This is a genomic window from Pseudomonas sp. NFX5 (assembly GCF_049132125.1).
Lineage (GTDB): Bacteria > Pseudomonadota > Gammaproteobacteria > Pseudomonadales > Pseudomonadaceae > Aquipseudomonas > Aquipseudomonas marginalis.
In genome coordinates this window covers 170,043-191,479 of the sequence record NZ_JAFMZG010000038.1, presented here as the reverse complement: position 1 = coordinate 191,479, position 21,437 = coordinate 170,043, and the positions used below count along the sequence as shown (strand labels likewise).

At 61.2% G+C, this 21,437-nt stretch carries 17 protein-coding genes; 10 read left to right on the top strand and 7 right to left on the bottom strand.

What is annotated here, in order from left to right; all coding sequences use genetic code 11:
• Window positions 1–208 precede the first annotated feature (208 nt).
• On the bottom strand, window positions 209–766 hold the full coding sequence (locus J1N02_RS27290) for an NADPH-dependent FMN reductase (RefSeq protein ID WP_092488663.1): 558 nt from the start codon (window positions 764–766) through the stop codon (window positions 209–211).
• 226 nt (window positions 767–992) lie between these two features.
• Here J1N02_RS27290 and J1N02_RS27285 point away from each other — a divergent pair, with 226 nt between their 5' ends.
• Complete coding sequence (locus tag J1N02_RS27285) at window positions 993–1,229, top strand: hypothetical protein (RefSeq protein ID WP_027606489.1); 237 nt, start codon at window positions 993–995, stop codon at window positions 1,227–1,229.
• A 63-nt stretch (window positions 1,230–1,292) separates the two neighbouring features.
• On the opposite strand, the gene J1N02_RS27280 is transcribed toward J1N02_RS27285, so the two are convergent.
• Window positions 1,293–1,637, bottom strand: coding sequence for a hypothetical protein (locus J1N02_RS27280; RefSeq protein ID WP_074846394.1), 345 nt, complete (start codon window positions 1,635–1,637; stop codon window positions 1,293–1,295).
• 181 nt (window positions 1,638–1,818) lie between these two features.
• On the opposite strand from J1N02_RS27280, the gene J1N02_RS27275 reads away from it, so the two are divergent.
• Window positions 1,819–2,712 carry a LysR substrate-binding domain-containing protein gene (locus J1N02_RS27275; RefSeq protein ID WP_098479714.1) on the top strand — a complete coding sequence of 298 codons (894 nt, stop codon included), beginning with the start codon at window positions 1,819–1,821 and terminating at the stop codon, window positions 2,710–2,712.
• Here the strand turns inward: J1N02_RS27275 and J1N02_RS27270 are convergent.
• The 5 genes from J1N02_RS27270 to J1N02_RS27250 all read right to left on the bottom strand — a co-directional run bounded on the left by J1N02_RS27270 (window position 2,709) and on the right by J1N02_RS27250 (window position 7,834).
• Window positions 2,709–3,278, bottom strand: coding sequence for a GNAT family N-acetyltransferase (locus J1N02_RS27270; protein WP_027606492.1), 570 nt, complete (start codon window positions 3,276–3,278; stop codon window positions 2,709–2,711). The two genes, J1N02_RS27275 and J1N02_RS27270, sit on opposite strands and share 4 nt — an antisense overlap.
• A gap of 20 nt (window positions 3,279–3,298) precedes the next feature.
• Entirely contained in the window at window positions 3,299–5,554 is a 2,256-nt protein-coding gene (locus tag J1N02_RS27265) for an Orn/Lys/Arg decarboxylase N-terminal domain-containing protein (RefSeq protein ID WP_421148043.1), read from the bottom strand.
• Window positions 5,555–5,755: 201 nt separating this feature from the next.
• Window positions 5,756–6,496 carry a DNA polymerase III subunit epsilon gene (gene dnaQ / locus J1N02_RS27260; RefSeq protein WP_421148044.1) on the bottom strand — a complete coding sequence of 247 codons (741 nt, stop codon included), beginning with the start codon at window positions 6,494–6,496 and terminating at the stop codon, window positions 5,756–5,758.
• Window positions 6,497–6,578: 82 nt separating this feature from the next.
• Complete coding sequence (gene rnhA, locus J1N02_RS27255) at window positions 6,579–7,031, bottom strand: ribonuclease HI (RefSeq protein WP_003173571.1); 453 nt, start codon at window positions 7,029–7,031, stop codon at window positions 6,579–6,581.
• Between the two features lie 44 nt (window positions 7,032–7,075).
• Window positions 7,076–7,834, bottom strand: coding sequence for a class I SAM-dependent methyltransferase (locus tag J1N02_RS27250; RefSeq protein WP_421148042.1), 759 nt, complete (start codon window positions 7,832–7,834; stop codon window positions 7,076–7,078).
• A gap of 65 nt (window positions 7,835–7,899) precedes the next feature.
• Between J1N02_RS27250 and gloB the strand changes: the two genes are divergently transcribed.
• The 8 genes from gloB (at window position 7,900) to J1N02_RS27210 (ending at window position 21,399) form a co-directional block, all read left to right on the top strand.
• Window positions 7,900–8,667, top strand: a complete 768-nt coding sequence (gene gloB / locus J1N02_RS27245; RefSeq protein WP_065941202.1) for a hydroxyacylglutathione hydrolase — start codon at window positions 7,900–7,902, stop codon at window positions 8,665–8,667.
• A gap of 98 nt (window positions 8,668–8,765) precedes the next feature.
• Window positions 8,766–10,181: a lytic transglycosylase domain-containing protein gene (locus J1N02_RS27240; RefSeq protein ID WP_027606497.1), complete on the top strand. Its 1,416-nt coding sequence runs from the start codon at window positions 8,766–8,768 to the stop codon at window positions 10,179–10,181.
• Window positions 10,182–10,391: 210 nt separating this feature from the next.
• Window positions 10,392–12,221 carry an extracellular solute-binding protein gene (locus J1N02_RS27235; RefSeq protein WP_098479718.1) on the top strand — a complete coding sequence of 610 codons (1,830 nt, stop codon included), beginning with the start codon at window positions 10,392–10,394 and terminating at the stop codon, window positions 12,219–12,221.
• On the top strand, window positions 12,218–14,062 hold the full coding sequence (locus J1N02_RS27230) for an extracellular solute-binding protein (protein WP_169898237.1): 1,845 nt from the start codon (window positions 12,218–12,220) through the stop codon (window positions 14,060–14,062). The genes J1N02_RS27235 and J1N02_RS27230 overlap by 4 nt, the downstream gene beginning before the upstream one ends.
• On the top strand, window positions 14,063–15,139 hold the full coding sequence (locus J1N02_RS27225) for a microcin C ABC transporter permease YejB (protein WP_027606500.1): 1,077 nt from the start codon (window positions 14,063–14,065) through the stop codon (window positions 15,137–15,139).
• 1 nt (window position 15,140) lies between these two features.
• Window positions 15,141–16,160, top strand: coding sequence for an ABC transporter permease (locus tag J1N02_RS27220; RefSeq protein WP_421148041.1), 1,020 nt, complete (start codon window positions 15,141–15,143; stop codon window positions 16,158–16,160).
• Between the two features lies 1 nt (window position 16,161).
• Window positions 16,162–17,775: an ABC transporter ATP-binding protein gene (locus J1N02_RS27215; RefSeq protein WP_421148040.1), complete on the top strand. Its 1,614-nt coding sequence runs from the start codon at window positions 16,162–16,164 to the stop codon at window positions 17,773–17,775.
• Window positions 17,776–17,952: 177 nt separating this feature from the next.
• Window positions 17,953–21,399, top strand: coding sequence for a hypothetical protein (locus J1N02_RS27210; RefSeq protein ID WP_421148039.1), 3,447 nt, complete (start codon window positions 17,953–17,955; stop codon window positions 21,397–21,399).
• Window positions 21,400–21,437 lie beyond the last annotated feature (38 nt).

The window sequence follows — 21,437 nt, the reverse complement described above, 5'->3', positions numbered from 1 at the left end:
GGAACAGGCCAAGGGGTTCAGCCTGTACATGCTCAAGGCGGTGATGAGTGGGCGTGGAGATGAAGTGATCGAGTTGGCGCGGACTAACTGGTTGCGCTGATCCAATACTGAGGGAGCGGGCAAGCCCGCTCACCACAGTTACAGTGTTCATCCTTAACTGACTGGCGTCAGGGCTCGCCCCCTCCCACAGTGGACAATGGGCGCCGATTCAAGCTGTCTGTTTTTCTACCCATTTGCCGTAGGCATCAATAAATGCCTGCAGGAACGGCCTGGTCTTTTCCGACACCTTGCCGGCGTCGTCGAACACGCTGCCCGCTCCGCCCAGGTAGGCTTCCGGCTGCTGCATGCATGGCACATCGAGGAACACCAGGGACTGGCGCAGATGGTGGTTGGCGCCAAAACCGCCAACGGCGCCCGGCGATACGCTGATGATCGCCCCCGGCTTGCCGCTCCAGGCGCTTTGGCCATAAGGGCGGGAGCCGACGTCAATCGCATTCTTCAATGGCGCGGGTACGGAGCGGTTGTACTCCGGCGTCACAAACAACACCGCGTCGGATGAACGTACCTGCTGACGGAAAGTACTGTAGGCTGCGGGCGGTGATGCCCCGTCGATGTCCTCGTTGTAGAGCGGCAAATCGCCAATTTCCACAATGTTCAACTTCAGGTTGGCGGGGGCCAGTTCGGCCAGTGCCAGGGCGACCTTGCGGTTGATCGAGTCTTTTCTCAGGCTGCCAACCAGGACGGCAATCGTGTAGACCTTGCTCATTGGGTTTCTCGACGTCTGACTAAGGGAGCTTGTAGTTATAAAGGCTTCGCAGTGCGTTCACCAGAAGGTTTTGATAATCCTCCAGACGTTTGGCCCGCGATTTGATGCGTAGGAACCGTCTGAAAATGTCAGCGAATAGTATTTTTTTTCAATAGGTAAACTCCCCCTCTTTATGACGGTCTACAGCACCGCGAATTGAGTGTTTATCTCCAGAGGTTCTAAACAGATGGCAGCAGTACTAGTCGGACAGTTTCATGCCAGAGACGCAGAAGGACGCGTGTATTCGGTGCATGAGTTCCAGGAATCCAACCCGGCGCAAGGCGACCTGGCTGGCTCGGCACCCACCACCACCTACAAGCTGGCCATTGGCGACCGGGTAGAAAAACTCGAAGGCGATGAGTTCAAACTGATTCAGTCGGGGACCATTATCGTCCGCGAATCGCAGACCACCCTCGCCTCATAAGCTTGATCGCCCAGGCGTACCTGCTCAGTCCCGGCCATTGACGGCATCGACTGGGCCGGGCGGTCACGGGCTGCGAATTTCCGTCACTTCAAGCCCCGACTCACCGTCCACTTGCTTGAGCGTCACCATCAACCGGCCCCGCTCGCCTTCCACCGCGTACATCACCCGCCTGTAGCCCGGCGAGTTGTACCCCGGATACGCCACCACCTGCTTGACCTGCGTCATGCCCAGCACCGTGCCGACCTGCGCGGCGACTTGCTCCTGGGCACGGATAAATGCCTCAAGCGTGAGGTTTTCCGGGGCCGATTCATCGTGATTGCTGAAGAGATAAGCAGCCACGCACCCTACGGTCACCAGGACCAGCAGTTGCTTGACCGTTACCCCGAGAACTGTCGAGGGCAGAGGCATATGAGACCAGACCTGTTTTTGTTGTATGTGCCGGTAATCGGCATTGGTCGTTGATGATCAGACTCGCCATTCTAGTGAGGTCCTGGCTGAACGCCAGCGACATACGCGACCCGCACTGTCTTTTTTGCGCACGACGGCATGCGCCATTGAATCCCCACTGCGCTGCACATAGACTCCGGCCATGCGTTTACGTCATATCGAAGTGATTCAGGCCATCCTGCAGACCGGACACCTCGGCACCGCCGCCGAATGGTTGCAACTTCCCGTGGGCGATGTAGACGCGGCCCTCAAGGAGGCCGAGCAGCAATTGGGCTTCATGCTGTTTGCCAGTGTGCGCGGGCGTTTGCAGGCGACACGGGAAACCCTGGAACTGCAGGCAGAAATGGCCCATGTGTACGAAGCCCTGGAACCGGTGCAACGCCTGGCCAGCCGCTTGAAACACCATCACGCCCCCACGTTGCGCGCCTTGTGCACGCCGCCCCTGGCCAATCAACTGCTGCCCCAGAGCATCGCGCTGCTGCGCCGGCGCTTCCAGGACACGCCGTGCAACCTGTCGAGCCAGCCAACCCGGGAAATCGTGCGCAGCCTGCTGCTGCACGAGGCCGAGGTGGGCCTGAGCCTGCATGACCCGGAACATCCGCAAATCCACAGCACGGTGCTGGCCCAAGGCAAATTGCAATTGCTGGCGCCCCACGGCTGGCTCAAGCCCAAGCAGAAGTACATTGCGCTGCAGGACCTGGCCGGGCAAGCGATGATCGGGCTCGAAGGACACGACCCGCTCAGCCGCCTGCTGGACGCCAAGCTGCAAGCATTGCGCCCGCTGCCGGTGGTGCAGACGCGGGTGCAGACCTACCAGATGATGCGCAGCATGGTGGAAGCCGGCGAAGGCCTGGCGATTGTCGACCCGTTCACCGCCTTTGGCGCACGCGAGGCGGGCCTGGATACATGCCCGGTGTCACCGCCGATCCTGGTCAGCCTGTATGCGCTGACACTCAAGGATGGCGTGACCTCGCCTGCGCTGAATGCGTTACTGGAGATCGTCACGCAAAAGGCCCAGGGCCTGCTGGAAAGTTAACGCCGCTCGGCATCGGTCTTGAACAACCGATACCAGAAAATCGCCACTTCACGGGTTTGCGGGTCGATGCCGCGATAGCGCAGGTGGTCGATCCCGCCCATCACGTAGCCGCAACGCTCATACAGTCGGCAGGCGCCCAGGTTGTTGTTCTGGGTCTCCAGCATCATGCCCGGCAGGTTTTTCTTGCGGCTCCAGAACTGCGCCACATCCAGCAGCGCCTTGGCCACCCCGTGCCGACGGGCAGGCAAGGCCACCGCCAGTTCGTCAACGTGGGCAAAGCCGTTCCAATTGGTGCTGACCACAATATGCCCGACCGCACGATCATCCAGGTAGGCCATGAAGATCGCACTGTCCGGCGCATCGCGAAAACTGGCGAATTCTTCCGGGTCGATGCCATAGCACTTGCGATACGGCACGATGCGCTCCACGGGCCATTGATCGACCCGCCTGCCCATCTCCGGTACGCCATAGGCACTGACCTCAAAGCTGAAATCATTGCCCCACACGTAGGCGTCGAAGCCCTCGTCGGCGACCCGCACACTGAGCCCTGGATACTTCGGGTTCATTACAGCTTGCATAAACATCCTTAACCCTTGATGCAATCGACGGTGTAACAACGACCACTGCCGTCATCTTCGTGTTGTAGCCCGTGAACATCGGCAACAAAACCGGGGAAACTGCTATCGAACGTCCGGGCAAACGCCAGGTAGTCGATGATCGACCGGGTCGACTCGGTAAAGCGCTCGCCTGGCATGATCAACGGAATCCCCGGCGGATAAGGCACCAGCATCACGGCTGCAATGCGTCCTGGCAAGGCATCAATGGACACGGCCTCCACCTCGCCCCTTACCAATTGGTCATAGGCGTCGGCCGGTTTCATCGCGATTTGCGGCAACACCGTGTACATGCGCTTGAGGTGCCTGGCGGTGGCGTTGCTGCGGTAACAGCCGTGCAATTGATCGCACAGGTCGCGCAAACCCAAGCCTTGATAACGCGCCGGGCCCTGGGCAAACACCGATGGCAAACAACTGGCGAGGCTGACATTCCCGTCGTAACTGCGCTTGAACTCCAGCAACTCGGTGAGCAAGGTACTCCATTTGCCCTTGGTGATGCCCATGGAAAACAACACGAGGAACGAATACAGCCCGGTCTTTTCCACCACCAGCCCACGTTCCCAGAGGAATTTGCTGACCACCGCGGCGGGAATCCCGCGCTCGCTCAAGGCGCCGCCGGCGGTGAGGCCGGGCATCACCAGGGTCACTTTGATCGGGTCCAGCAGCACGTAGTCTTCGGCCACGTCACCAAAGCCGTGCCAGTCATCCTGCGGCAGCAACAGCCAATCCGCGGTGGCGACGCGGTCGATGCCCGCCACCGACGGCGGCTGCCAGATGGAGAACCACCAATCTTCGGCGGCAATGTGTTGGCGCAGGTTAGCCAGGGCGCGGCGAAAACTCAGGGCCTCGTCGAACATTTCCTGCAGCAGCGAGCGCCCGGCCGGGCCCTCCATCATCGCCGAGGCGACGTCCAGGGAGGCGATGATGCTGTACTGCGGCGACGTGGAGATGTGCATCATGAAGGCTTCATTGAAACGGTCGCGGTCCAGTTGGCGCGCGCCGCCGTCCTGCACATGGATCATCGAGGCCTGGCTGAACGCCGCCAGCAGCTTGTGGGTGGAGTGGGTGGTGAACACCAGCGGGCTGTCCGGGGTACGGGAGGTGCCCATGCCGTAGCGCCCGGCAAAGAACTCGTGGAACGCCGCGTAGGCATACCAGGCTTCGTCGAAGTGCAGCACCTCGACACTGCTGCCCAATTGCTGCTTGATCAGCTCGGCGTTGTAGCACAGGCCGTCGTAGGTGGAGTTGGTGACCACGGCCAACTTCACCTTGGGGGGCCGGCCACGGGTCAAGGGGCTGGCGTCGATCTTGGCGCGGATCGATTCCGGGCTGAACTCGCTCAGGGGAATCGGACCGATGATGCCCAGTTCGTTGCGCTCCGGGCACAGGTACAGCGGGATGGCACCGGTCATGATGATCGAATGCAACACCGACTTGTGGCAGTTGCGGTCCACCAGCACCAGGTCATCGCGCCCGACCATGGAGTGCCAGACGATCTTGTTGGCGGTGGACGTGCCGTTGATCACGAAAAAGGTATGGTCGGCGCCGAAGTTGCGCGCGGCACGGGCTTCGGCTTCAGCCAGGGGCCCGGTGTGATCCAGCAGCGAGCCCAGTTCGGGCACCGAGACCGACAAGTCCGAACGCAGGGTGTTCTCCCCGAAGAACTGATGAAACGCCTGCCCCACCGGACTTTTGCGATAGGCCACGCCACCGCCATGGCCGGGGGTGTGCCAGGAATAGTTGGAGTCGGCGGTGTGTTGCACCAGCGCCTTGAAGAATGGCGGCAACAGGCCATCCAGGTAAGTGCGGGCAGCACGGGCCACCTGGCGGGCGAGAAACGGTACGGTGTCTTCGAACAGGTAGAGAATGCCGCGCAGCTGGTTGAGTTCGCTCATGGCATCGGCCGGGGCGTTTTCCAGGGTGACCTGCTCGCCCAGGGCAAAGATCGGCAGGTTCGGCGCCCGCAGGCGCGCCAGGCGGATCAGCTCGACCATGTTTTGCAGCAGGTGGGTATTCTCACCGGCGCCTTCGGCGGCGATCAGCATGCACGCCAGGCCGTGATGGGTCGACGCCACCAGCCGGCCTTCGGCGTAGTCCACGGCGGAAAAGATACTGAAGCCCTCTTGTTCCAACTCCCGGGCGATGCCGCGAACCCGGTCGCCGGCAACGGTGTCGGCCTTGATGTCGCGGTGCACGATAAGCACGGGGAACTTCAGGTCTTTGTACATGAGGGCGTGTAGTCCTGAGGGCTATGCACTCAAGGGTAGAAGCTCGGGGACGATGACGCGAATGAAGATTCTGAAAGCAACGGAGATCAACTGTGGGAGGGGGCTTGCTCCCGATGACGGTATGCCAGCTCATATTTGATTGGCTGATACACCGCTTCGGGGGCAAGCCCCCTCCCACATTTTGATCATACCTACGCAGGGCTATTGTTGTGTTAGCTGGGTCCACAACGCCGGCGCACCCGCCGACTTGGCGATAGCCTCCAACCGCTCCGCATGCTCGGCCAGATCCTGCTCGCTGGCGCGAATGATGGTGGTGGGCTTGCGATCGGCTGGCAGGCGGCGGATTTCCGAAGGGCGGTTGCCGGAGCCTTCCGCCGAGCCACTGCCGTCGGAGGCGTTGCCGGCCAGGGACAGGCTGGTCTGCCCGCCGGTCATGGTCAGGTAAACGTCGGCGAGAATCTCGGAGTCGAGCAAGGCGCCGTGGAGTTCACGGCCGGAGTTGTCGACGCCATAACGCTTGCACAAGGCATCGAGGCTGTTGCGCTGGCCCGGGTGACGCTCACGGGCCATCATCAGGGTGTCGAGGATCGAGCAGTGCTGGGAAATGTCCGCGCGATCCATCTGCCCCATCAGGGCAAATTCGTTATTGATGAAGCCGACGTCGAACGCCGCGTTATGGATGATCAACTGGGCGCCGTTGATGAACTCGAAGAACTCATCGGCCACTTCGGCGAAACGCGGCTTGCCCTTGAGGAACTCGTCGGTGATGCCGTGGACGCCGATGGCGCCTTCGTCACTGTCGCGGTCCGGTTGCAGGTAGACGTGAAGGTGACGACCGGTGAGGCGCCGACCCATGAGTTCGACACAGCCGATTTCAATGATCCGGTGGCCGTCGGTCACCGGCATGCCGGTGGTTTCGGTATCGAGTACAACAGATCGGATCGCCATCAGGGTTCAGCTCTCAACGGTGTGGTGTGCAGTGTGGTGTGAGTCAAGGAGCGCGATGTTAACACGTCGGCCAGCATCAGCTCTGCTTGTAGCCCCGCACTTCGTCCACACCTCTATTGGCAAGCTGGTCGGCGCGCTCGTTCCCCGGATGGCCGATGTGCCCACGCACCCATTTCCAGGTGATGTCATGGCGGTTGCATTGCTCATCGAGCAATTGCCACAGGTCGGCATTCTTGACCGGCTCCTTGGCCGCGGTCTTCCAGCCGCGCTTCTTCCAGTTGACCATCCACTCGTTGATACCTTTCATCACGTATTGCGAGTCGGTGACCAGCAGCACGTTGCAGCGGCGCTTGAGTTCTTCCAGGCCGCGAATGGCGCCCATCAGCTCCATGCGGTTGTTGGTGGTGTTGGCTTCGCCGCCCCACAACTCCTTCTCTACGCCCTTGCACACCAGCAAGGCGCCCCAGCCGCCGGGGCCGGGGTTGCCCTTGCAGGCGCCATCGGTGAAGAGTTCTACGCTATCGGTCATCGGTTACATCCATCAAGACGGGCAGGTCTGAAATCAAAAAAGTTCTACGGTTCGCTTTGCGTGCGGTTGACCTTGGCCATCGGCATCGGCACCAGTTTGCCCATGGGCTGGCGCAGCACCTGGCGCACCGGCCGCAGCCCGACCACGATCTTGCGCGCCACTAATAAATAGAAGCCGCCACCCGACAGTTGCCAGGCGCCCGCGCGACGTTCCCAACCGGCCAGGCGGCCTTGCCACTTGGCCGAGGCAAGCGGCGGACGATAGCACCCGAAGCGGCGTTTCTCCAGCGCGAAGCCCAGCAGGTTCAGCCAGTCCCCGACCCGTGATGGCGAGATGCAGCGCGCCTGGCGCAGGCCATCATGGGCGAACACATGGCGCAGGCCCCAGCTGCTCCAAGGGTTGATGCCGATAATCAGCAAATGGCCACCAGGGCGCACGCTGCTCGCCGCTTCACGCAGCAGACCGTGGGGTGACAGGCAGAAATCCAGGCCATGCTGCAACACCACCACATCGGCGGCGTGCTCGCTCAATGGCCAGGCCTGTTCTTCGCAGACAATCTCCACCCCCGGCAACGGCGCGCCCAGGCGCACATTGCGTTGCACCTGGGGCGCGGTAGGCGGGGTCTGGGCCGACGGACCGTAATGCACCAGGTAGCCGCCAAAGAAACGACCCAACTCGTCTTCGAGCATGCGCCGTTCTTCATCCAGCAGAAATTGCCCGATGGGCCCGGACAGCCATTCACGGGCTGCGCCGATCAGGGCCAGCCACTCAGGATCGGCCTGGGCGAACGCTTTATCAGTCATTGCATTCTCCAACTCGCCTAGACGTTCTAAGATGCACCAATGTGTTCAGCTTGGCGAATCGAAGAATGATACAGATCAGTGCCCTGCCCGCCTTCACCGATAACTACATCTGGTTGCTGCAGGACCCGCAGACCCAACGTTGTGCCGTGGTCGATCCCGGCGATGCCGCGCCGGTACTGGCCTGGCTCGAGCAAAACCCGACGTGGACCCTCAGCGACATCCTGATTACCCACCATCACCACGACCATGTCGGCGGTGTCGAGCAACTCAAGCGGGTGACCGACGCCAAGGTGTATGGTCCGGCCAACGAGACGATCCCGGCGCGGGACATCGCGCTGCAGGATAACGACCGCATCAACGTGCTGGGCTGGGACTTCGACGTCTATGCCGTGCCCGGCCACACCCTGGGCCATATCGCCTTCTACCACCAGGGCGTGCTGTTCTGTGGCGACACCCTGTTCGCCGCCGGTTGTGGCCGCCTGTTCGAAGGTACACCGGAACAGATGCACACCTCCCTCGAGCGCCTGGCCGCCCTGCCCGCCGACACCCTGGTGTACTGCACCCACGAATACACACAAAGTAACCTCAAGTTTGCCCAGGCGGTGGAACCGCAGAATGCCGACATCTCCGAACGGGTGGAAAACGTCCGTCAACTGCGGGCCCGCGGCGAGATGACGTTGCCTTCCAACCTGGCCCTGGAAAAGCGCACCAACCCCTTCCTGCGTACCTCTGAAACATCCGTTAAACAAAAAGCGGACGAACGGAATGGCCGCGACAACCGCTCTGGGGCCGAGGTATTTGCTAGCTTGAGGGCGTGGAAAGATAAGTTCTAAAGGGACGCAATCTGATACGTAATTTCTGAATGGTTGACCGGAACCAAAGTGCTTTCTAGAATCGCCCGACATTTTTGCCCGGAACTTACTTCCAGCCAATGTCGTCATCTATTCGTAAAGCCAACCATTCAGACGCATTGACCCGCCTGGCTCAAGCTGTGGCGGTGGCTGTGTCCGCCACGCTGGCGGGCTGCCAATCGACAAATTTCGCCGCACAATCCACCGTGCAACCCAAGCCCAACCTGGCCGCCAAGATCAAACAGAAACCCGTCATCTGGCTTTCAGAGAAACCTGCTCCAGAAGTGCCCCAGGATGTCTGGGAACGCATGCGCCGGGGCTTTCAATTGCAGGACAACGTGGGCGTCAACCCGCGCATCGAGCAACAGCGCCTGTGGTTCGCCAGCAACCCGTCCTTCCTGGAGAACGCCGGTGAACGCGGCAGCCTCTACATTCATTACATCGTCGAACGCCTTGAAGAACGCAACATGCCCCTGGAGCTGGCGCTGCTGCCGGTGATTGAAAGTGCCTACAACCCGATGGCGTATTCGCGCAGCGATGCCGTCGGCCTGTGGCAGTTCATCCCCTCCACCGGGCGCTACTTCAACCTGCGCCAGACCCGCGCCTACGACGGCCGCCGCGACATCACCGCCTCCACCACAGCCGCCCTGGACTACCTGACCCGTCTGCACGACATGTTCAACGGCGACTGGCTGCTGGCCCTGGCCGCCTATAACGCCGGCGAAGGCACGGTGAGCCGGGCCATCGAGCGCAACGAGAAGCTTGGCCTGCCCACCGACTACTGGAACCTGCCCCTGCCCCAGGAAACCAAGGACTATGTGCCCAAGTTCCTGGCGCTGTCCCAAGTGGTGCTGGCCCCCGAGGCGTATGGCGTCAACCTGAACCCGATTGCCAATACGCCGTACTTCGAAGTGGTCGAGGTCAAGCAAAGCATGGACCTGTCGCGGGTTGCCGCGCTGGCCGAGATCGACGAAGACGAACTGTTCCAGCTCAACCCGGCGCTCAAGCAACGCACCACCCTGGATGGCCCGCAACACCTGCTGGTGCCGAGCTCCAAGGCACAATTGCTCACCAGCACCCTTTCGACGATGAAGCCGGAAGAATTGCTGGCGATGCGCCCGAAAAAGCAGGTGTTCGACGAAGTCGAGACCGCCCGGGTGGCCGGCCGCACCCGCAGCTACAAGGTGCGCAGTGGCGACAACCTCACGCTGATCGCCAAGGCGAACAAGGTCGACGTGCATGACCTGCAGCGCTGGAACAAACTCAACGGCCAGGCCCTCAAGGTCGGCCAGACCCTGGTGATGCAGGACACCCGCAAGCTGGTGGCCAAGGCCGACAGCAAGAAGCCGGTGCAGTACAAGGTCAAGAAAGGCGACTCGCTGTACATCGTCGCCAAGCGCTTCAACGTCGAGATGCAACATCTCAAGCGTTGGAACCCCCGTACTGGCCAGGCGCTGAAGCCGGGGCAGATGCTTGTAGTGTCTGGGCCGCGCTAAGGTTTTAAGAACACTGCAGAACCAATGTGGGAGGGGGCTTGCCCCCGATAGCAGTTTATAAGCCACCAGATTCATTGGCTGATCCACCGATATCGGGGCAAGCCCCCTCCCACACTGAATCTCCAGTGTTCCCAACTGGCTTTTTCCATCCGGAACAAGCTGTTACTGTACCGATCATAAAGCCCAAGCCGCCTGGATCGGATCCCTGACTTGAAGCGTCCCCTCCTTCTACTAATAAGTCTGGCCTTGAGCTTTGGTGCGAACGCGACAATAACCGAGAGCCACGGTTACACGCAGTTCGGCACGCTCAAGTACCCGGCCAAATTCACCCACTTCGATTGGGTAAACCCTGCAGCGCCGAAAGGCGGGACCTTGCGGGTCATGGCATTTGGCACCTTCGATACCCTCAATCCCTACACGTTCAAGGGTTCAAGCCCGGTTTCCACCCCCAACTTCCTGCAATACGGCGTCAATGAGCTGAACGAGCCGTTGATGGTCGGCACCGGTCAGTACGCGCCTTCCGGCGACGAGCCCACCTCCAGCTACGGGCTGATTGCCCAGTCGGTGGAATACAGCGAGGACCGCAGTTGGGTGGTGTTCAACCTGCGTCCGCAGGCGCGCTTCCACGATGGCAAGCCGATCACGGCCTATGACGTGGCATTTTCCTATCGCACCCTGCTGACCGAAGGCCACCCCCAGTACCGCACCAACCTGCAGGAAGTGGCGCGGGTGGACATCCTCAACCCTCACCGCATCCGCTTTGTGTTCAAGCGTGCCGGCAACCCGTTGCTGATCCTGCGCCTGGGCGAATTGCCGGTATTGCCTCAGCACTATTGGAAAAACCGCGACTTCAAGGCCACTACCTTCGAACCGCCCCTGGGCAGTGGGCCGTACCGCATCAGCAAGGTCACCCCTGGACGCCAGTTGGTGTTCGAACGGGTCAAGGATTACTGGGGCAAGGACTTGCCGGTCAACCAGGGCTTCTATAACTACGACAAGGTCGAGGTGGAGTTCTACCGCGACAGCGATGTGGCCTTCGAAGCGTTCAAGGCCGGCGAGTTCGACATTTATATCGAGCACCAGGCCAAGAACTGGGCCAATGGCTACAACTTCCCGGCGGTGAACCGTGGCGAAGTGATCAAGGCGCAGATCGCCCACCAGATCCCGACCCAAAGCCAGGGCCTGTTCATGAACACCCGGCGCCCGACCTTCAGCCAGACCAAGGTGCGCGAAGCCCTGGGGTTGATGTTCGACTTCGAGTGGACCAACCGCACCCTGTTCAGCAGCGCCTACAAACGCACGCTCAGCTATTACCCCAACAGCGAATTCGCCGCTGCCGGGGTTCCAACCGGCCATGAATGGCTGATGCTCTCCCCCTACCGCGACCAGCTGCCGCCCAACCTGTTTACCCAAGCCTTCAGCCTGCCCCAGACCGATGGGCGCGGCATCCCCCGCGAAACCCTGCGCCACGCCCTGGCGCTGCTGGGCGAAGCCGGCTGGAAGCTGTCGGGCCAACGCCTGCTCAACAAGGACGGGCAACCGCTGCGCTTCGAGATCCTGCTGGTCAACCCGAACCTGGAGCGCATCCTGCAGCCCTATGTCGAGAACCTGATCAGCATCGGCATCGACGCACGCCTGCGCACCGTCGACCGCGCCCAGTACAAGCAACGCCTGGATCAATTCGATTTCGACATGATCCTGATCACCCTCAACCAGACCTTGAGCCCCGGCCTCGAACAGTGGCAGTACTTCCACTCCAGCCAGGCTGCAATCAAGGGCAGCAAAAACTATGCGGGCATCGCCAACCCCGTTGTCGATCACCTGCTGGAACAACTGCTGGCGGCGCAGACCCGCGAAGAACAACTGGCCGCCGGCCGCGCCCTGGACCGGGTGCTGCTGTGGCAGCACTACAGCATTCCCAACTGGTACCTCAACTATCATCGCCTGGCGTACCGCAACCGGTTCGCCTTTGTCACCACGCCGCCCTACAGCCTGGGCCTGAGCGCGTGGTGGCTGAAAGCTTCGGAGAAAGCCCAATGATGTATTTGCGCAACGTACTGCTCGGCAGCCTGTTGCTGTGCACCACGGCCCACGCCGCGCCGCAACACGCGCTGACGCTGTACAACGAGCCGCCGAAATACCCCGCCGACTTCAAGCACTTCGACTACGTCAATCCGGATGCGCCCAAGGGCGGCACCTTCCGCGAGTCGAGCATGGGCGGCTTCGACAGCCTCAACCCGTTTATCAGCAAGGGCGTGCCGGCCGACAACATCAGCCTGATCTACGACACCCTGGCCATGCAGAGCCTGGACGAACCGATCACCGAATACGGCCTGGTCGCCGGCAAGATCGAAAAAGCCCCGGACAACAGCTGGGTGCGTTTCTACCTGCGCCCCGAAGCGCGGTTCCACGACGGCCACCCGATCCGCGCCGAGGACGTGGTGTTCACCTTCCAGGAACTGATGAAGGAAGGCTCGCCGATCTACCGCACCTACTACGCCGATGTCGATGAAGTGGTCGCCGAAGACCCATTGCGGGTGCTGTTCAAGTTCAAGCGCACCAACAACCGCGAACTGCCGCTGATCCTTGGGCAACTGCCGGTACTGCCCAAGCATTGGTGGGCCACGCGGGACTTTGCCAAGGGCAACCTGGAGGTGCCCCTGGGCAGCGGGCCGTACAAGGTGGCCGAGGTCAAGGCCGGGCGCATGATCCGCTACGAGCGGGTCAAGGACTACTGGGCCAAGGACCTGCCGATCACCAAGGGTTTCTACAATTTCGACAACCGCATCACCGACTACTACCGCGACAGCACCGTGTCCCTGGAAGCGTTGAAGGCCGGGCAGTTCGACTACTGGCTGGAATTCAGCGCCAAGAACTGGGCCAACGCCTACAACATTCCGGCCGTGACCGAGGGCCGGCTGATCAAGGAAGAAATCCCCAACGGCAATCCTACCGGCATGCAAGGTTTTGTGTTCAATACGCGCAAGCCGATGTTCCAGGATGTGCGCGTGCGCAAGGCCATCAGCCTGTTGCTGGACTTCGAGTGGAGCAACAAACAGCTGTTCAACGGCGCCTACACCCGCACCCGCAGCTACTTCGAAAACTCCGAAATGGCCGCCACCGGCCTGCCCGGCCCGGATGAGCTGAAGATCCTCGAGCCCCTGCGCGACAAGATCCCCGCCGAAGTCTTCACCCAGGCCTTCGAGCCGGCCAAAACCGACGGCAGCGGCATGATCCGCACCCAGCAACGCGAGGCCTACCAACTGCTGCAGGAGGCCGGCTGGCGCATCGTCGACGACAAGATGGTCGACACCACGGGCAAACCGGTGACCATCGAGTTCCTGCTGGCCCAGACCGAGTTCGAGCGCATCCTGCTGCCGTTCAAGCGCAACCTGGCGGACCTGGGCATCGACCTGGTGATCCGCCGGGTGGACGTTTCGCAGTTCGTCAACCGTGTGCGCTCCCGGGACTTCGACATGATGGTGGGCAGCTTCCCGCAATCCACCTCGCCGGGTAACGAACAACGGGAATTCTGGAAGTCCTCCAGTGCCGACAAACCCGGCAGCCGCAACTACATGGGCCTCAAGGACCCGGCGGTCGACCAGTTGGTGGAAGAACTGATCGACGCCGACTCGCGCAACAGCCTGATCGCCCATGCCAAGGCCCTGGACCGTGTGCTGCAGTTCGGTTACTACGTGATCCCCAATTGGCACATCAAGACCTTCCGCGTGGCGTATTGGGACCACCTCGGCCATCCGAAAACCCCGCCACGCTATGACGTGGGCACCGCCACCTGGTGGGCAAAACCCAACGTAAAACCTGCCGTCACCCTGGAAACGGCTACCGACACGAGCGCCGATGCGGCGAGCGGAGGCGATTAAATGCTGGCCTATATTGTTCGCCGCCTGTTGCTGATCATCCCGACGTTGTTCGGGATCCTGCTGATCAACTTCATTATTATCCAGGCCGCCCCCGGGGGGCCGGTGGAACAGATGATCGCCAAGCTCGAAGGCTTTGAAGGCGCCACCAGCCGCATTGCCGGCGGCGGTGCCGAAGTCTCGGTGGCCGGTTCCAGCAGCTACCGTGGCGCCCAGGGCCTGGACCCGGCGCTGATCAAGGAAATCGAAAAGATGTACGGCTTCGACAAGTCGGCGCCGGAACGCTTGTGGATCATGGTCAAGAACTACGCCCGGCTGGATTTCGGCGACAGCTTCTTCCGTGACGCCAAGGTCATCGACCTGATCAAGGAAAAGATGCCGGTATCGATCTCCCTGGGGTTATGGAGCACGCTGATCATGTACCTGGTGTCGATCCCCCTGGGGATCGCCAAGGCCACGCGACACGGCAGCCACTTCGATGTGTGGACCAGCTCGGCAATCATCGTCGGTTATGCGATCCCGGCGTTCCTGTTTGCGATCCTGCTGATCGTGGTGTTTGCCGGCGGCAGCTATTTCGACTGGTTCCCCTTGCGCGGGCTGACGTCCAACAACTTCGATGAGTTGAGCTGGGGCGGCAAGGTGCTCGACTATTTCTGGCACCTGGCGCTGCCGATCACCGCGCTGGTGATCGGCAACTTCGCGACCATGACCCTGCTGACCAAGAACAGCTTTCTCGACGAGATCAACAAGCAATACGTGATCACCGCCAAGGCCAAGGGCCTGACCAACCACCGCGTGCTCTACGGCCATGTGTTCCGTAACGCGATGCTGCTGGTGATCGCCGGCTTCCCGTCGGCGTTCATCGGGATTTTCTTCACCGGCTCGTTGCTGGTGGAAGTGATCTTCTCCCTCGACGGCCTGGGCCTGATGAGCTTTGAAGCGGCGATCAACCGCGACTATCCGGTGGTGTTCGGCACGCTGTTTATCTTCACCCTGCTGGGGCTGGTGGTGAAACTGATCGGCGACCTCACCTACACCCTGGTCGATCCGCGTATCGACTTCGCCAGCCGGGAGCATTGAGATGAATCTATCCCCCCTCAATCGCCGCCGGTTCGAGCGGTTCAAGGCCAACAAGCGTGGCTGGTGGTCGCTGTGGCTGTTCCTGATCCTGTTCGGGCTGAGCCTGGGCGCCGAGCTGATCGCCAACGATAAGCCCCTGGCGGTGCACTACGACGGCGACTGGTATTTCCCGGCGCTCAAGCGCTACCCGGAAACCACCTTCGGTGGTGAATTCCCCCTGGAAGCCAACTACAAGAGCCCGTATATCCAGGAACTGCTCAAGGCCAAGGACGCCTGGACCCTGTGGGCGCCGATCCCATTCAGCTACCAGAGCATCAACTACGACCTGAAGGTACCGGCCCCCGCGCCGCCTTCGCGCGTCAACCTGCTGGGTACCGATGACCAGGGCCGCGATGTGCTCGCGCGGGTGATCTATGGCTTCCGTGTGTCGGTGCTGTTTGCCCTCACCCTGACCGTGCTCAGTTCGGTCATCGGCGTGATCGCCGGCGCCTTGCAGGGTTTCTATGGCGGCTGGGTCGACCTGGCCGGGCAGCGTTTCCTGGAAATCTGGTCCGGCTTGCCGGTGCTCTACCTGCTGATCATCCTCGCCAGCTTCGTGCAGCCGAACTTCTGGTGGCTGCTGGGGATCATGCTGCTGTTTTCCTGGATGAGCCTGGTGGACGTGGTGCGCGCCGAGTTCCTGCGCGGGCGTAACCTCGAATACGTGCGTGCGGCGCGGGCACTGGGGATGCAGAACGGCGCGATCATGTTCCGCCATATCCTGCCCAATGCCATGGTCTCGACCATGACCTTCATGCCATTTATCCTGACCGGCGCCATCGGCACCCTGACCGCCTTGGACTTCCTCGGCTTTGGCCTGCCGGCCGGTTCGCCGTCCCTGGGCGAACTGGTGGCCCAGGGCAAATCCAACCTGCAGGCACCGTGGCTGGGCATGAGCGCGTTTGCCGTGCTGGCGATCATGTTGAGTTTGCTGGTGTTTATCGGCGAGTCCGCTCGCGATGCCTTCGACCCGAGGAAATGAGATGAATCAGGACAATCTGATCGAAATCCGCGACCTCTCCGTCGAGTTCGTCACGGGCGAGCATCACCACCGTGTGGTCAACAACGTCAGCTTCGATATCAAGCGCGGCGAAACCCTGGCCCTGGTCGGCGAAAGCGGCTCCGGCAAATCGGTGACCGCCCACTCGATCCTGCGCCTGCTGCCCTACCCGCTGGCCCGGCATCCGTCCGGCACCATCACCTATTCCGGCCAGGACCTGCTGACCCTGAAGGAAAAGACCCTGCGGCATATTCGCGGCAACCGCATCGCGATGATCTTCCAGGAGCCGATGACCTCGTTGAATCCGCTGCACTGCATCGAGAAGCAGATCAACGAAGTGCTCGGCCTGCACAAGGGCCTGACCGGCAAGGTCGCGACCCGGCGCACCCTGGAACTGCTGGAACTGGTGGGTATCCCCGAGCCGCACAAACGGCTCAAGGCCCTGCCCCATGAACTGTCGGGCGGCCAGCGCCAGCGGGTGATGATCGCCATGGCCCTGGCCAATGAGCCGGAGTTGTTGATCGCGGATGAACCGACCACGGCCCTCGACGTCACCGTGCAGTTGAAGATCCTGGAGTTGCTCAAGGAATTGCAGGCGCGTTTGGGCATGGCCTTGCTGTTGATCAGCCATGACTTGAACCTGGTGCGGCGCATTGCTCACCGCGTCTGCGTGATGCAGCAAGGCTGCATCGTCGAGCAGGCCGAGTGCGAGACGCTGTTCCAGTCGCCCCGACACCCTTACACCCAGGAACTGCTGGCGGCCGAGCCCAGCGGTGGCCCGGCCAGCAACGACGTCGGCCCGCCGTTGCTGGAAGTCGATGACCTGAAAGTCTGGTTCCCGATCAAGAAGGGCTTCTTGCGCAACACCGTCGATTACGTCAAGGCGGTGGACGGGATCAACTTCAGCCTGCCCCAGGGCCAGACCCTGGGCATCGTCGGCGAAAGCGGCTCGGGCAAATCCACCCTGGGCCTGGCGATCCTGCGCTTGATTGCCAGCAAGGGCGGGATTCGTTTCGAAGGCCAGCAGCTGGACACACTGACCCAGCAACAGGTACGCCCGTTGCGCCGGGAAATGCAGGTGGTGTTCCAGGACCCGTTCGGCAGCCTGAGCCCTCGCATGTGCGTCAGCGAGATCGTCGGCGAAGGCCTGCGCATCCACAGGATGGGCACGCCGGCCGAGCAGGAAGCGGCGATTATCGCGGCGCTCAAGGAGGTGGGCCTGGACCCTGAGTCCCGTCATCGCTACCCCCATGAGTTCTCCGGCGGCCAACGCCAACGCATCGCCATCGCCCGCGCACTGGTGCTCAAGCCGCGCCTGATCCTGCTGGACGAACCGACCTCGGCGCTGGATCGCACCGTGCAACGGCAAGTGGTGGAATTGCTGCGCAGCCTGCAGGCCAAGTACAACCTGACCTACCTGTTTATCAGCCATGACCTGGCGGTGGTGAAGGCGCTGAGTCACCAACTGATGGTGGTCAAGCAGGGGCAGGTGGTGGAGCAAGGCGATGCGCGAGCGATTTTCGCTGATCCGCAGCATGGGTATACGCGTCAACTGCTGGAAGCGGCCTTTCTGGTGCCCTGCCCGGAGCGCCTCTGAGCGATGAACACGCCCACCTCCTGCGTGGGCGTGCCTCGCCATTGGATCACCGTGGCCGCCTACTCGACCTACAGCAACTCGGGATGACGCAGGCTATCAAGCTCAGGTAAAAACCCCCGACCATGAAGTTCCGCTCAAGAGCGTTTTCTTGGGCAACCTTGAAACGGAACTTCATTCATGTACGAATTTGCCCCGCTGATTGCCGCTGCGGCGACCGAGCCACTGCCTGCCAGCCCCGTCTTGTTTGCCACCCAGGATGATCTGAAGCTGATCAACAGCCTGGTTGCACTGCTGTCCCCCGCCGTACCGCACAATTGGACGCTGCTGGGGCCTCCCCCGTTGATCGCGGTCGACCGCAACTCCAGGCTTGGCCAATGGATGGTGCTGTTCGGCAAGACTATCAACCAGAGCGTGTTCCTGGCATGGGCCGACGCGCAGCACCTGGAGTATCGAAGCATCAAGGTCATGGGAAGCTCCCTGCACGCCAATGTCATTCACGAGGACCAAATGACACCCAGGGCCTTTCATCTTCATGACGACCCAGGCTGGCTGGAAGTGTCCGCGCCGATCCTGGGCATCTGCGAGATCATTGATCCCAACCAGCTGGGCGTGCCCTATATCGACTTGCCAAACGGGCACAGTACGTTTGAATTGCCACTCGAGTTGACGCTGGCGTTCTACGGCTACACGTTGCCCAAAAACCAGATCCAGGCGCGGATGATTGTCGATGAGCTGCAGGCCTACCATGCCTTTCCAACGATGGGTGACAATGGCCGCGCACAGTCGGCGACACGCCATGAAATGCACGCCCAGCACCTGGATTTGCTGCAACTGGCCGATAACCTCGAGCAATGCATGGCCAGCGCGGCAGCCACGGATGAACCCCATGACAGCTACCTCGCTTACCGCCAGCGCCTCACGCTGAGGTCTGACTCTTTCGTAGCGCACACCTTGAAAGAAGCCGCGCAATTACTGCAGAGCGTGATCAATTCGATCGAGTTCACGCAGACGTTCCCGACTGCGCTGGGTCCCGATGAATACTTTATTTATTCCGGCGAGGATCATTCCCTGCGGGCCTCATCCGCGCAGATCCAGGGGACCAGTATCAGCCTGCGTACGCACCTGGGCGGTGCGCCAGTGGCGGGTCGGCTGATTCGCCTGGCGCAATATGCGTCGTTGCTGGGAGAACAGGTGGCCTCCAATAACAGCCTGAGCCTGGCGCAGCTCATGCACTTCTACGCCATCGAGGTCCCCCTCCAGGCCAGCGAGGTGCACGCCCTGATCGCGCGCCTGCGCCAGTCATCCGTGCCTGGGCAGCCGTACTGCAGTGAAGCGGCCCAGGATGCGCAATGGCTCAAGCGCAAACAAAACAGCCTGAGCGCCCTGAATAACTTCAATCGGCTGCAGACAGAGCTGGAGCGAGTCAGCGCTGGCAAACAACCCGATGAAAAGGTCGAGCTCGACGATACGGTCGAGCTGGACACTGACTCGATGTTCTACCAGTTGCTGGAGGAGAGCGCCGAAAAACTGCTGATGATGATCAAGCACAGATCATTTGTCGCCATTTGCGTGAAACGCGGTATCGACGACGAAAAGGCGCTGGTACTGCTGACTGAAGAGGGGTACGTGGGCGCGGACGACAGGGACGGCAGGCGCAGAAACCTCACGGACGATATCGTCTCCAGTCCAGCGCTCAAGCGCTGTCTCACGCCCTTGCAGGAGCTGGCCAAACAATTGGGTGGCGAGCTGCGCAGTGATATGAAGGCCACCCTCAAGCAGTTGATGAAGTTCCTGCGCATGCCCGAAGTGAAGACAGCGGAGCAGGCCCGGCAGGCGGCGCACTACCTGAGGGCCGTCAGGGCTGCGACACCACGGCTGGGCAACTACTGGCAGGGCCTGGGCCAGCCGCAGCCGTCATTGCTGACCTTATCCAGCACACAACGCCGACAGGTATACGAAGCGCAACAGGCATTTGCACAGGCGCAGGGAGCGCCCCTGTTCAAGTGGCTCGGCGAACCTTGTTGGGCGGGCAAGAGTGCCCCCAGGATCCGTGCCGAAGCGGACATGCTGCTGAACCAGATGGTGCAGAGCCCGCGCAGCCAGCTATTGGTCGAGCGCCTGGACACCCTCGTCATCTGGTCCGATGCAGCACTGCATGGCACAACGCCGCAACAGCGCCGGCAGACGCTGCTGCTCAGCGCGCTGATCCTGAGCCTGGACGAACAGGCCGGCACACAGCGCAACCTGGTCGGCGGGCTGGCCATCGACACCGATTACTACTGGGGTGACAACTGCGCACTGGTGCGCAGCAATCTGGAAGCCCTCCTGCGCCAGACCCTTCTGGAGGGTGCACCATTGGCCGCGCATTTGCTGCTCAGTGGCAGCGCGCCACAATTGCTCGTGCGCAACATCCCCGAAACCTTGCCTTACCTGTGTAACCAGAACTGGGTCGTGTTCAAGCAGTTCGTCGATTTCATCGAGCTGAAAACCCCTGGCGCCAGCCGGTACATGACACTTGAGAACATCATGACCCTGGTCCATAACCCTGCCACGACGCTCAACCGGGAATTCTGGGCGCTGCCTCCTACGGTCGATCCCGTCCTCGACTGGGCGCGTGCCAATGGCGTGGTGGATGCGACGGACACGGACCTGCCCTTTAAAGGCGAGCTCGCCGTGCGCACCTATGAGAAACAGAAGCGCACACTCAACGATGCCTTCGGATCGCTGCACACCCCCTATCCGGATCAGAAGGAGGCGGCATTGAGGTACCTGCGTGAGGTCTATCCGGATAACGCTCACCTGGACAAAACCGTGTTCATGCCGGCGCCCTTCCTTCCGCCCGGTATTCGCTATCCGCAAGTCAGCACCCAGGATATTTCCTTTTCCCTGGCCGAACTGTATCTGGCCGGTGAGTTAAAGCACATGGAACGCTGGAGGGCGATTCAGCCACAGGTACGTGTCAACAGGTTTTCGCCGCCCTTGAGAACGCTCAAGGACCACAACGCTGATGAAAACTTCCACGCCGCGCTCGAATCCATCCGTGAGAGTTATATCGTGTACATTGCCTACCTGCTGGCCTGCCTGCCGCTGCCCAGGCGTGTCAGCCTGGAGCAGGGAAACATCGCACTGTACCTGCTGCGCAAACCGTCCCCCGCTGCCCGGGACACGATGATCACCGCACATTTTGGATGCCTGTTGCGTGTTCGCTACCAGCGGGATCGCTACCTGCTGCAACTGCTGCCCAGGCAGATGCTGGTCACGCAGCTGGCCAACCCGCCATCCGGCTTGCTGAATGACCCGGTCGCCCCAGGCCCTGTTCAGTTGCAGATCGATTGGAGTGCTTATCTCACCGGTTCCGAACCCGTGGCGGGCGCCAGTTCGCAGGTCCTGCTCAATCCCCTGGACACCACCCTCATAACGGATACCCAGGGTGACCCCGCCCCCATACCGAAGTCCTGGCAATCGGCACGACTCGAAGCGATTGCCAGGATGGTCGTTGACCAGTGCCTGCTCAGTAACCACCGGGATCTGAGTGAGTCCACGCAGAACCTCAACAATGTGGAAAAGGTCCTGCTGATCAACAAACGCCGAAACGAGCGTTTGCACAATCTGAAACCCTATTAAGTCATCGGCTACCCAAACGCCAGGGTCTGTGCAACGAT

Coding starts and splice junctions, on each gene's coding strand:
- J1N02_RS27290 (WP_092488663.1), bottom strand. CDS start 766: ATGAGCAAGGTCTACACGATTGCCGTCCTGGTTGGCAGCCTGAGAAAA.
- J1N02_RS27240 (WP_027606497.1), top strand. CDS start 8,766: ATGTCGTCATCTATTCGTAAAGCCAACCATTCAGACGCATTGACCCGC.
- J1N02_RS27250 (WP_421148042.1), bottom strand. CDS start 7,834: ATGACTGATAAAGCGTTCGCCCAGGCCGATCCTGAGTGGCTGGCCCTG.
- J1N02_RS27270 (WP_027606492.1), bottom strand. CDS start 3,278: ATGAACCCGAAGTATCCAGGGCTCAGTGTGCGGGTCGCCGACGAGGGC.
- J1N02_RS27285 (WP_027606489.1), top strand. CDS start 993: ATGGCAGCAGTACTAGTCGGACAGTTTCATGCCAGAGACGCAGAAGGA.
- J1N02_RS27275 (WP_098479714.1), top strand. CDS start 1,819: ATGCGTTTACGTCATATCGAAGTGATTCAGGCCATCCTGCAGACCGGA.
- J1N02_RS27215 (WP_421148040.1), top strand. CDS start 16,162: ATGAATCAGGACAATCTGATCGAAATCCGCGACCTCTCCGTCGAGTTC.
- J1N02_RS27225 (WP_027606500.1), top strand. CDS start 14,063: ATGCTGGCCTATATTGTTCGCCGCCTGTTGCTGATCATCCCGACGTTG.
- gloB (WP_065941202.1), top strand. CDS start 7,900: ATGATACAGATCAGTGCCCTGCCCGCCTTCACCGATAACTACATCTGG.
- J1N02_RS27220 (WP_421148041.1), top strand. CDS start 15,141: ATGAATCTATCCCCCCTCAATCGCCGCCGGTTCGAGCGGTTCAAGGCC.
- J1N02_RS27280 (WP_074846394.1), bottom strand. CDS start 1,637: ATGCCTCTGCCCTCGACAGTTCTCGGGGTAACGGTCAAGCAACTGCTG.
- J1N02_RS27230 (WP_169898237.1), top strand. CDS start 12,218: ATGATGTATTTGCGCAACGTACTGCTCGGCAGCCTGTTGCTGTGCACC.
- J1N02_RS27210 (WP_421148039.1), top strand. CDS start 17,953: ATGTACGAATTTGCCCCGCTGATTGCCGCTGCGGCGACCGAGCCACTG.
- J1N02_RS27265 (WP_421148043.1), bottom strand. CDS start 5,554: ATGTACAAAGACCTGAAGTTCCCCGTGCTTATCGTGCACCGCGACATC.
- rnhA (WP_003173571.1), bottom strand. CDS start 7,031: ATGACCGATAGCGTAGAACTCTTCACCGATGGCGCCTGCAAGGGCAAC.